Source organism: Skermanella sp. TT6 (genome assembly GCF_016653635.2).
In the GTDB taxonomy this organism is placed as follows: domain Bacteria; phylum Pseudomonadota; class Alphaproteobacteria; order Azospirillales; family Azospirillaceae; genus Skermanella; species Skermanella cutis.
Window position 1 is genome coordinate 1784332 of the sequence record NZ_CP067420.1, and the last position, 12865, is coordinate 1797196.

The 12865-nt window shown below is 66.4% G+C and carries 12 protein-coding genes; 8 read left to right on the forward strand and 4 right to left on the reverse strand.

The genetic code is table 11. The features are described 5' to 3' along the window. Window positions 1-66: 66 nt before the first annotated feature. Window positions 67-1386, reverse strand: a complete 1320-nt coding sequence (locus IGS68_RS08325) for a globin-coupled sensor protein (protein ID WP_247881236.1) — start codon at window positions 1384-1386, stop codon at window positions 67-69. 514 nt (window positions 1387-1900) lie between these two features. Here IGS68_RS08325 and IGS68_RS08330 point away from each other — a divergent pair. Next, on the forward strand, window positions 1901-4171 hold the full coding sequence (locus tag IGS68_RS08330) for a helicase-related protein (RefSeq protein WP_201078867.1): 2271 nt from the start codon (window positions 1901-1903) through the stop codon (window positions 4169-4171). A gap of 536 nt (window positions 4172-4707) precedes the next feature. On the opposite strand, the gene IGS68_RS08335 is transcribed toward IGS68_RS08330, so the two are convergent. Then, complete coding sequence (locus IGS68_RS08335) at window positions 4708-4893, reverse strand: hypothetical protein (protein WP_201078869.1); 186 nt, start codon at window positions 4891-4893, stop codon at window positions 4708-4710. A gap of 185 nt (window positions 4894-5078) precedes the next feature. On the opposite strand from IGS68_RS08335, the gene IGS68_RS08340 reads away from it, so the two are divergent. Continuing rightward, a complete protein-coding gene (locus IGS68_RS08340; protein ID WP_201078871.1) occupies window positions 5079-5312 on the forward strand; it encodes a hypothetical protein in 234 nt (77 codons plus the stop codon). Between the two features lie 575 nt (window positions 5313-5887). Here the strand turns inward: IGS68_RS08340 and hisI are convergent. Both hisI and metC read right to left on the reverse strand, forming a co-directional pair. Further along, entirely contained in the window at window positions 5888-6295 is a 408-nt protein-coding gene (gene hisI, locus IGS68_RS08345; RefSeq protein WP_201078873.1) for a phosphoribosyl-AMP cyclohydrolase, read from the reverse strand. Continuing rightward, entirely contained in the window at window positions 6292-7467 is a 1176-nt protein-coding gene (gene metC / locus IGS68_RS08350; protein WP_201078875.1) for a cystathionine beta-lyase, read from the reverse strand. Before metC ends, hisI begins: the two co-directional genes overlap by 4 nt. A 324-nt stretch (window positions 7468-7791) precedes the next feature. On the opposite strand from metC, the gene IGS68_RS08355 reads away from it, so the two are divergent. From IGS68_RS08355 to IGS68_RS08380, 6 genes are all read left to right on the forward strand, one after another. After that, the gene (locus IGS68_RS08355) at window positions 7792-8817 is read left to right on the forward strand and encodes an amino acid ABC transporter substrate-binding protein (protein ID WP_201078877.1); all 1026 of its coding nucleotides are present in this window, start codon (window positions 7792-7794) and stop codon (window positions 8815-8817) included. Window positions 8818-8973: 156 nt separating this feature from the next. After that, entirely contained in the window at window positions 8974-10173 is a 1200-nt protein-coding gene (locus IGS68_RS08360) for an amino acid ABC transporter permease (protein ID WP_201078879.1), read from the forward strand. A 1-nt stretch (window position 10174) separates the two neighbouring features. Continuing rightward, entirely contained in the window at window positions 10175-11314 is a 1140-nt protein-coding gene (locus IGS68_RS08365; RefSeq protein WP_201078881.1) for an amino acid ABC transporter permease, read from the forward strand. Window positions 11315-11338: 24 nt separating this feature from the next. Next, on the forward strand, window positions 11339-12115 hold the full coding sequence (locus tag IGS68_RS08370) for an amino acid ABC transporter ATP-binding protein (protein WP_201078883.1): 777 nt from the start codon (window positions 11339-11341) through the stop codon (window positions 12113-12115). Between the two features lie 107 nt (window positions 12116-12222). Next, window positions 12223-12516 (forward strand): nucleotidyltransferase family protein, encoded by a 294-nt coding sequence (locus IGS68_RS08375; protein WP_201078885.1) that lies wholly within the window; start codon window positions 12223-12225, stop codon window positions 12514-12516. Further along, window positions 12513-12860, forward strand: coding sequence for a HepT-like ribonuclease domain-containing protein (locus IGS68_RS08380; protein WP_201078887.1), 348 nt, complete (start codon window positions 12513-12515; stop codon window positions 12858-12860). The genes IGS68_RS08375 and IGS68_RS08380 overlap by 4 nt, the downstream gene beginning before the upstream one ends. Window positions 12861-12865: the final 5 nt, after the last annotated feature.

The window sequence follows — 12865 nt, forward strand, 5'->3', positions numbered from 1 at the left end:
CGAGCCGTAGGTTGCCCCCATGGCGCAACACGGGACCCGAGCGGTTCAACCCGGTCGGGTCCCGCTCTAGGCCGCCTTGATCGAGCGCAGGAAGTTTCCGACTTCCCGCTGGAGCGCCGCCGACTGGCCGCTGAGCTGGCCGGCGGTGCTCCGCACGGTGGACACCGACCGGGTGGTCTCCGACGAGGCCGACGTGACGCCCGCGATGTTGACCGCCACTTCCTGGGTGCCGACCGCCGCCTGCTCGACGTTGCGGGCGATCTCCTGGGTCGCGGCCGCCTGTTCCTCCACCGCGGCGGCGATCAGGGAGCAGATCTGGTCCATGTCCGTGATGGTGCCCAGGATATTGCGGATGGCGGCCACCGCGCCCTGGGTCGCCTCCTGGATCTCGTCGACCTGACCCTTGATGTCGCCCGTGGCGCGCGCCGTCTGGGTGGCGAGCTGCTTGACCTCGTTGGCGACAACGGCGAAGCCCTTGCCGGCTTCCCCCGCGCGGGCGGCCTCGATCGTGGCGTTGAGCGCCAGCAGGTTGGTCTGGTTGGCGATGTCGTTGATCAGGCTGACCACTGCGCCGATGCTTTCGGCGGCGCCGGACAGGGTCTGAAGCAGCCCTCCGGTCCGTTCCCCGTCGGCGACCGCGCGGCGCGAGGTGTCGGACGAGCGTGTCACCTGCCGGGTGATCTCCTGGATCGACTTGGACAGCTCCTCCGCCGCGGCGGCGACGGTCTCGACGTTCTGGCTGGCCTGCTCGGCGGCGGCGGCCACGGCGATCGCCTGGCGGCTGGTCTCCTCGGCCGCCGCGGACATCGCCTCGGCGGTGGCGTCCAGATGGCCGGCCTCGCCGCCCACCGCCTCCACGATGTCGACCACGGTGCCGCGGAAGCTCTCGGCGAGCTGGTCCAGCTGCCGGTCGTAGGCCGCCTTGTTCTCCTCGATATAGATGGAGATGGCGAGGTCCATGTCGAGCATCACCGCCTTGTTCAGCGCGGCGAGAAGGTCGGACAGCTTCGCCCGGGCCACTTCCGGCCGCCACCGGGTGCTGAACTTCCGCGTGGCGGCATCGTAGAGGTGGTTGACGGTGAAGGCGTAGCCGCCGACGTACCAGCGGGGTTCCAGCCCGATCCGGCTGTGGGTCAGGCCGATGCGCCTGACCGAGGCGAAATACTCGCTGTCGAACCTGCCGGAAAACAGGTTGAGCCAGTGCTTCAGCTGGGCCGACCGGGCATGCTGGACGCTGCCCTCGCTGGAGAACATCGCCTTGAGTTCGGGGTAGTTCCGGACATGCCGATAGAACCCGTCCAGAGCCGGGGGCAGCAGCTCCTCCAGGTCCGCGGCGAACTCCTTCAAGGTGTCACGTGTCTTCTGGTCGATTTGCAGGAAATCCAAGCGTTGGACTTCATCGCGCTTGCTGTCGGCATCCATCTCGATTCCCCGAGTCCGGAACGTTCTTTTCCAAAATGTGGTAGTACCTAAGGTTCCAACGGATGATGCCCGCAATGAGCGGCAATTTCGATCCATCTTTGGTCATAATCGCCGTATAGAAAAATGCCTAGAAGTAGTTCGGATAATTTCGATCCCAAGAATAACAACAAGTATCCGGTTTGGGATTTCGAACAAGGCTTTTCGTGGGGTCCTGTGACTCTCTACCTGGCTAGTTCTCAGCAGTCGGTGGTGAACCGCCTTATGCTGACAGAAAAGTCACTTGTATTAACGGATGGTAACAAAGGGGCGGCAGCGTCCGAGGGTGGCCTTCGGCCGCCCTGGCTGGCGGGGTCGGCATCCGGACCGCCGCCGTGCTGCGGGTTGACCCGGCCGGTCCGCGGCGAGCATCTTCCGTCCTTTCGACCCGGCGAAGCGCCCGGCGGGTCAAGGCAGAGACCTAGAGCTGGAACGTGACGCCATGGCTGAAGATTCGGATGTCCAGGACCTCCCCGGGGACGCCGACCCGCACCTGATCCACGAGATCGCCCGCCGGCATCCGGACTGCCTGACCCTTGCCGAGGCGGGGATCGCGCGGATGGAGATGGCCGCGGCGTCCGGGCTGACAAGCTTGGGCCTGCCGCTGCCCAAGGGCAAGCGCGACCTGCTGGTCCCGATCGAGCGGCGCGACGCCGTGATGCGCGAGATCCAGGGGCATCTGGACCGGGCGAAACGGCGCAACGAGCTTCTGGCCGCGTCCCGCCGCGCCCTCGACCCGGCCGGGCACGTCTCGCTCCATCCCGGCGACGGGCGCGACCGGGTCCGGCTGGTCATGACCGACGCGCTGCCCTGGACCGGCATGGAGGAGCCGATCCGCTTCGCGGTCTCCCGCCAGATCGACGTGGACGAGTTCGCCGGGCTGGACGAGGCCGGCCCGGGCCATGCGGTATTGCGCGACCGCCTGGTCGCCGACGGGGTCCTGGCCGAGCGGCTGCACGCGGATGCGGCGCGGCTGGCCGAACGGCTCTGGCGATACGCGGACGAGGCCGGCACCGGCGACGACGGCTGGACGTTCGGCTCGCTGTGCGACCGGCTCGGCCGGACGAGCCGCAACCACCAGGACGCCGACGAGATCCTGCGCCGCTGGGACCGGGAGTTCGACGCCTGGCGGCGCGACAGGGCCGAGGCGCGCGGCCGGGCCTTCATCGACCGCCATTTCGACTTCTCCCGCTACGAGCTTCTCTTCCCGGTCGCGCGCGGCATGGGGCGGCGGCTGGTCCTGGTGGTGGGGCCGACCAACTCGGGCAAGACGCACCGCGCGCTGGAGGCCCTGCGGGGGGCCTCTTCGGGCGTCTATCTGGCGCCGCTGCGGCTGCTGGCGCTGGAGGTCATGGACCGGCTGAACCGCGACGGTACGCCGACGACCCTGCTCACCGGCGAGGAGGAGATCAGGACGCCCGACGCCCGGCACGTCGCCTCGACGATCGAGATGATGGACCCGGAACGGCCGGTCGACGTGGCGGTGATCGACGAGGTCCAGATGCTGGCCGATCCCGACCGGGGCTGGGCCTGGACCGCCGCGCTGATCGGCGCTCCCGCCGACACCGTCTATCTGCTGGGAGCGCCCGAGGCGCGCCCGCTGGTCGAGCGGGTGGCCGCGTATCTGGGCGAGCCGCTGGAAGTCGTGGAGCTGCAGCGGAAGGCGCCGCTGTCGATGATCCCGCGGCGCCTGGAATGGACCGACGTGGAGGCCGGGGACGCGCTGATCGCCTTCTCCCGGCGGGATGTCCACCTGATCCGCGACGCGGTGCACACCCAGGGGCTTACGGCCGCCGTCCTCTACGGGGCGCTGGCGCCCGATGTCCGGCGGCTGGAGGCCGAGCGCTTCCTGTCGGGGCTGGCGGACGTGGTCGTCGCGACCGACGCGATCGGCATGGGGCTGAACCTGCCGGTGCGCCGCGTGCTGTTCACCGCCCTGGAGAAGTTCGACGGCACCGCCGTACGCCCGCTGTCGCCGGTGGAGATCCGGCAGATCGCCGGACGGGCGGGGCGCTTCGGCCAGTTCGAGGCCGGCGAGTTCGGCGTGGTCGCCCGCAACACGCCCCAGGCGCTCAAGACGCTGATGGAGCGGACCGACGCCCGCCTGGGGCCGCAGGCCTCGCTCGCCGTCCGGCCGACCCGCGGGATGCTGGCCCGGCTGGCGGAATACAGCGGCGCGACGGAGATGGCGCTTCTGATCGACTGGTTCGCCGCCGCCAGGACGGCGGGGTCGCTGTACCGCATCGGCGACCTGGGGGCGCTCCGCCGCCTGGCGCAGCTGCTCGACGAGCGGTCCCTGGGCTTCCCGGACAAGCTGAGCCTGCTGTTCATCCCGGCCGACCTGGAGAAGGAAGCCGAGATGCGGCTGTTCCGGGCGATCCTCCAGGCCGTCGAGACCGCGGAGCCGATGCCGATCGGCCATGTGGTGCCGGGCCGGATCGAGGGGCTGGACGACCAGGCGCTGGAAGACCTGTCGCGCGCCTGCGACCTGTACTACTGGGCGGCACGGCGGTTCCGGACCCTGTTCCCCGACCGCGACGCCGTGCGCGAGCGCCGCGCCCTGATCGGCAGCCGGCTGGGGGACCTGCTCGCCTCCCGTGCCCGCCGAGAGCGGGAGCCCAAGCAGTCCGCCGGGTCGCCGGGAAAGGCCGGGAAGCCCAAGGCCGGTTTCCGCGGGGCGCCGCGCAAGCGCTTCGGGCCACGGAGGCGGTGACGGGGGCGGCCGTCCACAGGCACGCGCGCCGGCTGTCAACTGTATTCTTCGCGGGGTGGAGATGTTCTGAGGGTGTTGTAAGGACGGCACATGAATACTGATTCTTCATTGAAGCGGTTCCAAGTGAAACCTCAAACTTCTGCTTGACACGGCAAAAGCAAACGAGTGCCTAAAAAATAGGCACAAGGGTCAAGTGGCAGGATTTCGTTGGGGGGAGCCCTCTCGATCCACAGAGTTATCCCCAGAATTTGGGGATGAAAAGTTGGGGTCCGGATCAAGGCCCAAGGGCTGGAATGCAGTCGGTTCGACTATGGCTTTAGGACTATACCAAATGTAGCGAATGGTCGCAGTTCCATTTCGATCCAGGAGATGGTCTCTATCGGCATCTTCCTGGGCGCATCGACGACCGGCTGAGCGCCGGATGCTTGTGTTTCGGATGGCTGCGCCGATGAATAGAGAAAAATAAGAAGTGTATTTTGTATAATGGGTTAACGTTCGGAAGCGGGCACTTCGCGTCCCGCGTGGGCGTCTGGAGGTTACCGGAACTGCCCCAGGCAACGGCCCTGGCTGTCCAGCGCTCCCAGGACGCTGCGCCAGATCTCCCGACCTTCCCGATCCCCGCGGGCGTCGGCATCTTCGATCCGCGCTTCGGCCTGCCGCGCTGCGAGACGGCCGTACCGGCCGATCAGGAGGTTGGCCACCGCCCAGTGTTCATGCTCCACGACCATACGTTCCCCCGTTGCGTCGCCTCGTGGCCGGACGGAACAAGTCTCGTCCGATACCCCTTTTTAACAGCGGAGAACATTCCATTATTCCGCCCACCGGTCAGGTTTTTTCGCGTATGCCTCGCGCGATCGGCCTGTCGGCGGATCGCAACCACGCTAATCGACGGAGCTGTTCCACCCCGATGAGTTGGATCGTCAGAATAATCGTGCTCTCCCTGTTCGTAGGGCTGGCCTTGTCCTTCCTCGACATCGAACCGATGGGCATTCTCCACGACACCTGGGACACCATCCTGGCGGTCTTCGGCCTGTTCGCGGGGGTCGCGGAATGGGCGCTTCCCTATGTCCTGGTCGGGGCGGTCGTGGTGGTTCCCCTGGCACTGGTCGCCGCCCTGCTGCGCTATCTCGGGCGACGCTGAGCGGAGCCGGCGGGAGTGGGAACATGGCTAATTCATGCGTATTGTGACAAACCTGTGATGCCCCGGGTGCGCAGTGTGCGGAGTGACCGGTTATGGTTAATTTATTCCTGCGACCGGAACACGACCCGACCTGCAGTGAGAGCCCATGGCAGGACAAGGTCCGTTCGCATCCTCTACTCATCGCGCATTCGCCTCGGGTGACAGCTTGCTGTCACCTCTTTTTTGTGCCTCTTTCATAGGAGAAGGCAAGCTATCGCCCTATCCTTCGTATGGATTTTCCCGCGCCGGAAAAGAAAAAAGCCAGAGGTCCTTGGGAGAACCTCTGGCTGAAAGGCGATTACAGGGAGGGTTAGAGACAAGAGTGTTTCTATACCAGGGCTCGGGCCGCCTCGTTGATCTAGATCAACAGTCGGGGGCCTTATTGAAGGTTTTCGAAAAAAGCCCGCCGACCCGCCTCTCGTCATGCTTTCGGAAGTCTTAATACATCCCTTGCGGCATTCCTCCGCACTCCTTCGGAACCCTTCCGCCCGCTCCACGCGGCGCAACGCATCGGATCGACCTGATCGGGTACAGCTCTAGTCCCTCGACCCGTACAGCTTCTCCGGGTCCGTCTCGACGTCCAGGATGGTCTCGACCCCTCCCTGGCGGGCGGCCCGGTAGAAACAGCTTCGGCGACCGGTGTGGCAGGCGACCCCGGTCTGGTCGACCAGGACGAGCACGGCGTCGCCGTCGCAGTCGACCCGAAGCTCCTTCAGGTGCTGCACCTGGCCGGACGTCTCGCCCTTGCGCCACAGCTTGCCGCGCGAGCGGGAGAAGTAGCAGACGCGGCCGGTGGCCAGCGTCTCCTCCAGGGCGGCGCGGTTCATCCAGGCCAGCATCAGCACCTCGCCGGTGTCGTGCTGCTGGGCGATGGCGGCGACCAGCCCGTTGGCGTCGAAGCTGACGAGGTCGAGCAGCTCGCGCTTGCCGGTAACCGTGGTCATGCCGCGGCCGCCAGTCGGGCGAGCCCGCGATCCAGGTCGGCGATCAGGTCGTTCGGGTCCTCCAGGCCGGCGTGCAGACGGATCATCGGGCCGTCGGTTCGCCAGCGGGTCGCGGTGCGCAGCTTCTCCGGGTGGATCGGCAGGATCAGGCTCTCGTAGCCGCCCCAGCTGTAGCCCATCCCGAACAGTTCCATGCCGTCGAGGAAGGCGGCGACCGCCGCCGCGGAGCAGGGCTTCAGCTCGATCGCGAACAGGCCGCAGGCGCCGGTGAAGTCGCGCCGCCAGAGCGCGTGGCCGGGGTCGTCGGGCAGGGCGGGGTGGAGCACCCGGGCGACCTCGGGCCGCGCCTGGAGCCAGCGGGCGAGGTCGAGCGCGGTGTCCTGGTGCTGGCGGAGGCGGGCGCCCATGGTCCTCAACCCGCGCAGCCCCAGATAGATGTCGTCCGGTCCGGCGCAGGTGCCGAGCTGCACGGAGTTGCGCTTCAGGCGGTTCCAGACCTCCTCCGTGCCGGCGGTGATCACGCCCAGCATCGCGTCGGAATGGCCGACCATGTATTTCGTCGCGGCGTGGATCGACAGGTCGACGCCGTGGTCGAACGGCTTGAAGAACAGCGGCGTTCCCCAGGTATTGTCGATCATCACGACGGCTCCGGCCTGTTTGGCCGCGGCGGCGATGGCCGGCACGTCCTGCACCTCGAAGGTCAGGGAGCCGGGCGATTCCAGGAACACCACCCGCGTGTTCGGCCGGATCAGCCGCTCGATGGCGGCCCCGGCCAGCGGATCGTAGAACTCCGCCTCGACGCCGAGCCGCTTCAGCATGTCCGAGCAGAACAGCCGGGTCGGCCCGTAGACGCTGTCGGTGACCAGGACATGGTCGCCGGCCGACACGAATGCCAGCAGCGCCGTCGTGATCGCCGCCAGCCCCGACGGCGCGGTCACCGCCTTGAAGCCGCCCTCCAGCCGCGCGACCGTCGCCTCGAACGCCTGGGAGGTGGGCGTGCCGATACGGCCGTAACGGACCCCGTCGAACGAGTGCCCGGCCTCCTCCAGCGCCGCCACGGTGGGGAACAGCACGGTCGAGGCATGGTAGACCGGCGGGTTCACGATGCCGAAATTGGCGTGCGGGTCGTTGCCGGCATGGGTCAGGATGGTGTCTGGACTGGCGTTTTTCATGGCTTCTGCTGAGAAGATGGGCGGTGTCGTCCCCGGCGCGCCGCGGGCGGACGACGGGGCTCTTGACGAAGGCGCAGTCTGTCATTCCCGCGGGCTTCGGCCAACCCCGTTCGCGGACCGGCATCGCGGAACGCGGCGGCGCTATCGATCGAACCGGCCCGGGGGCCGTGACGCGGTCGGGGTCATGCACTTTTGTAGGGGCAGCATCAATCAAAAGCTATTCCAAATGGCTCAAACATTGCTAGAACTTGATCGGGTGGCCGGACTGTTCCGGCCGCACCCAATGCAGGTTCATGCACGTTCGAAGAAAACAGGGTAGGTCCAATGAAAACGAAAATCATTGCCGCGATGGGCACAGCACTGGCGATCGCTCTGGGCAGCGGGGCCGCATTCGCCGGACCGACGCTGAACGCGGTCAAGCAGAAGGGGTTCGTCCAGTGCGGCGTCAACACCGGCCTGCCGGGCTTCTCCAACCCGGACAGCCAGGGCAACTGGACGGGGCTGGACGTGGACGTCTGCCGCGCGGTCGCCGCCGCCATCTTCGGCGATGCCAAGGCCGTCCGCTTCACCCCGCTTTCCGCGCAGCAGCGCTTCACGGCCCTGCAGTCCGGCGAGATCGACATCCTGTCGCGCAACACCACCTGGACGCTGACCCGCGACACTTCGCTCGGCCTGAACTTCGCGCCGACCACCTTCTATGACGGCCAGGGCTTCATGGTCCCGAAGGCACTGGGCGTCTCCAGCGCCGCGGAGCTGAACGGCGCCACCGTCTGCGTGCAGCCCGGCACCACGACCGAGCTGAACCTGGCCGACTATTTCCGCGGCAAGGGCATGCAGTTCCAGCCGGTCGTGATCGAGTCCTTCGACGAGGTCAACGCCGCCTTCTTCTCCGGACGCTGCGACGTCTACACCACCGACGCCTCGGGCATGGCGTCGATCCGCTCGACCCTGGCGCCCAACCCCGACGACTACATCATCCTGCCCGAGCTGATCTCGAAGGAGCCGCTCGGCCCGGCGGTGCGCCACGGCGACGACGAGTTCTTCGACATCGTCAAGTGGACGGTCTACGCCACCGTGGAGGCGGAGGAGAAGGGCATCAACTCGGGCAACGTGGACGAGATGCTGAAGAGCCCGGATCCGACCGTCCAGCGGCTGCTGGGCTCGAACCCCGGCATGGGCCAGGCGCTCGGCCTGGACGAGAAGTGGGCCTACAACGTGATCAAGACCGTCGGCAATTACGGCGAGATCTTCGAGCGCAACGTCGGCGTCAAGACGCCGCTGAAGCTGGAGCGCGGCCCGAATGCCCTGTGGACCAACGGCGGCCTGATGTACGCTCCGCCGATCCGCTGATCCGGCGCGCCGCCGCCCCCGCGAGAACGCGGGACGGCGGCGCCCCGTTTTCTTCCCAGTCAATTCCGCCCGTCTTCCCGGCCCGCCCTCCCCGAGGCCAACCTACAGGCCCTGGGGCCGGGCCGGGCTCCCGTTCAACCGGGAAAGGAGAGATCCTTGGCAATATCGACCAGAGGCCCCGGGAACCTGGCTCCCCAGGCGCCGCGCCGTTCCCTGATCAACGATCCGAACGTCCGGGCGATCTTCTTCCAGATCCTGGTGCTGGGCGGCGTCGTGCTGCTCGGCTGGTACCTGGTGTCCAACGTGCTGGAGAACCTGGCGCGGCAGAACATCGCGACGGGCTTCTCCTTCCTGGACCGCGAGGCGAGCTTCGCCATCGGCGAGGCGATGATCCCCTATTCGCCGGCGAGCAGCTACAGCCAAGCGCTCCTCGTGGGCTTCCTGAACACCATCAAGGTGGCGGTGCTGGGCATCATCCTGGCGACCGTCCTGGGCACCATCATCGGCATCGCGCGGCTGTCGAGCAACTTCCTGGTGGCGAAGCTGGCCTCGATCTATGTCGAGGTGATCCGCAACGTCCCCGTCCTGCTGCAGCTCTTCTTCTGGTACGCCGTGATCAGCGAGAGCCTGCCGCAGCCGCGCCAGGCGCTGAACCCGATACCGGGCGTGTTCCTGAGCAACCGGGGCATGAAGTTCCCGAGCCTGGCCGACGACCCGATCTGGACCTGGGTCGGGCTGGCGCTGGTGGCCGCGATGGTCGGCGTCTGGCTGCTGGCGCGCTGGGCGCGCAAGCGCCAGGAGGCGACCGGGCAGCAGTTCCCGGTGGTGTTCGCCTCGATCGGCCTGCTGCTGGCGCTGCCGCTGCTGACCTGGGTCGTCGGCGGCGCCCCGACCGCGCTCGACGTTCCGGTGCTCCAGGGCTTCAACTTCCGCGGCGGCATCACCATCAGCCCCGAATTCGCGGCCCTGCTGATGGGCCTGGTGATCTACACCGCCGGCTTCATCGCCGAGATCGTCCGAAGCGGCATCCGGGCGGTCAACTGGGGCCAGACCGAGGCGGCCTCCGCCCTGGGGCTGCACCGCGGCGAGGTGCTTCGCCTCGTCGTGCTGCCCCAGGCCCTGCGGATCATCGTGCCGCCGACCACCAGCCAGTACCTGAACCTGACCAAGAACAGCTCGCTCGCGGTCGCGATCGGCTATCCCGACCTGGTCAGCGTCGCCAACACGACCCTGAACCAGACGGGGCAGGCGATCGAGGCGGTGTCGATCATGATGGCGGTCTACCTGACCATCAGCCTGGGCATCTCGCTGTTCATGAACTGGTACAACACCCGCATCGCCCTGGTGGAGCGCTGACATGGCAGACCATATCTCCCTCCAGGGTTCCGGTTCGGTGCCGTCCGACTCCTCCGGTTCCCAGGTCGTCAAGCCGCCGGCGCTGGCGCTCGGCCCGCTCGGCTGGATCCGGGCGAACCTGTTCAACAGCTGGTTCAACTCTCTCCTGACGATCCTGATCCTCTGGCTGGCCTACCAGGTGATCCCGCCGCTGCTCGACTGGCTGTTCTTCAACAGCGTCCTGCCCGGCGAGGGGGTGACCAACCAGACCTGCCGGGCGGCGGGCGGGGCCTGCTGGGCCTTCATCCACGAGAAGTACCGGCTGATCCTGTTCGGGCTTTACCCTTACGACCAGCAGTGGCGGCCGATCGCGTCCATCCTGATCATCGTCGGGATGCTGGCGGTGAGCTGCAACCGCAACTTCTGGCGGCCCTGGCTCGCGGCCGTCTGGGCCGTTGCCGCGGTCGCCGTGGGCGTGCTGATGTGGGGCGGCGTGCTGGGCCTGCCGTTGGTCCGCAACACCCTGTGGGGCGGCCTGCCGCTGACGCTGATCCTGTCGGTGGTCGGGCTGATAGTGGCGTTCCCGCTGTCGATCCTGCTGGCGCTGGGGCGGCGGTCCGACCTGCCGATCGTCAAGTCGATCTGCGTCGCCTACATCGAGCTGATCCGCGGCGTGCCGTTGATCACCGTGCTGTTCATGGCATCGGTGATGTTCCCGCTGTTCCTGCCGACCGGCGTGACCATCGACAAGCTGCTGCGCGCCCAGATCGGCCTGATCCTGTTCGCGTCGGCCTATCTGGCGGAGGTGATCCGCGGCGGCCTCCAGGCGATCCCCAAGGGCCAGTACGAGGCGGCGGACAGCCTGGGCCTGACCTACTGGCAGAAGACCCGCATGATCGTCCTGCCGCAGGCGCTGTCGATCACGATCCCGCCGCTGGTCAACACCTTCATCGGCTTCTTCAAGGATACCTCGCTGGTGATCATCATCGGCCTGTTCGACCTGATGAGCGCGTCGAAGGCGGCGCTGACCGATCCGGCCTGGCGCGGCTTCTACAAGGAGTCGTACCTGTTCGTGGCGGTGATCTATTTCGTCTTCTGCTTCTTCATGTCGAAGTACAGCCAGTGGCTGGAGCAGGAGCTGCACCGCGGCCACAAACGATAAACGCATCTTACAGGGAGACGACACATGAGCGATGCGAGACAAACGGCGGCGCCCCAAGCCGGCAACGACATCGCGGTCCAACTCAGCGACGTGCACAAGTGGTACGGCGAATTCCACGTGCTGAAGGGCATCGACCTGACGGTGGCGCGCGGCGAGCGGATCGTCATCTGCGGCCCGTCCGGCTCCGGCAAGTCCACGCTGATCCGCTGCATCAACCGGCTGGAGGAACACCAGCGCGGCAGCATCGTGGTGGACGGGATCGAGCTGACCAACAACCTGAAGAACATCGACCAGGTGCGCCGCGACGTCGGGATGGTGTTCCAGCACTTCAACCTGTTCCCCCACCTGACGGTGCTGGAGAACTGCACCCTGGCGCCGATCTGGGTCCGCAAGATGCCCAAGGACCAGGCCGAGGCCATGGCCATGAAGTACCTGGAGCGGGTGCGCATTCCCGACCAAGCCCGGAAGTACCCCGGCCAGCTCTCCGGCGGCCAGCAGCAGCGCGTGGCGATCGCCCGCTCGCTGTGCATGAATCCCAAGGTGATGCTGTTCGACGAGCCGACCTCCGCCCTCGACCCCGAGATGATCAAGGAGGTGCTGGACGTCATGATCAGCCTCGCCCAGGAGGGCATGACGATGCTCTGCGTGACCCACGAGATGGGCTTCGCACGCACCGTGGCGAACCGGGTGATCTTCATGGACCGCGGCGAGATCGTGGAGCAGAACGAGCCGCTGGAGTTCTTCAACAATCCGCAGTCGGAGCGGACCAAGCTGTTCCTCAGCCAGATCCTGGCGCATTGAAGGCAGGGCGGCGGCATCCATGCCGCCGCCTCTCGGTTTCGCGGTAGGCTTCATTGCCTGAAGAAGCTACGGTACAATGCGGAGCGTCCGTTCCGATCGAGGCCGACATGCGCACCCTTGAAGATATCCTGACCGAGCTGCGCTCGTTGCAGCCGACCTTGCGCCGCCATTACCCCATTCGTTCCATGGGTGTGTTCGGGTCTTACGCCCGGGGTGAACAGCGCGAAGGAAGCGACCTGGACTTGCTGGTCGAATTGGGCGAGGGAATTGATCTGATCGGTTTCGCGGGACTTCAGATCGAACTCAGCGATGCTCTCGGGATTTCAGTCGACCTCGTGGAACGGGAGGCCTTGCGCCCTCGGTTGGCCGAAGCCGTTCTGGCCGAGGTCGTGCCACTGTGAAGCGCGACGCCATGGTCTGCCTTGGCGACATGCTCGATTACGCGCGTGATATCGAAGTGTTTGTCGCGGGAATTGATCCCCGCGGATTTGCGGATGATCGCAAGACCCAGTACGCGGTATTGAGGGCTCTGGAGGTAATCGGCGAAGCCGCCAAGCGTGTTCCTCCGGAGACGCAAGCAAGATTTCCTGACATTCCCTGGCGTCAGATCATCGGTATGCGGAACGTTATCGCGCATGACTATCTTGGTATCAGCGTACCCCGAATATATGAAACTGCGACCGTGTTCATACCTCGCCTGACCAAGCGTCTTCCCGACCTGATCGCCGAGTTGAATAGCGACTGACGCGG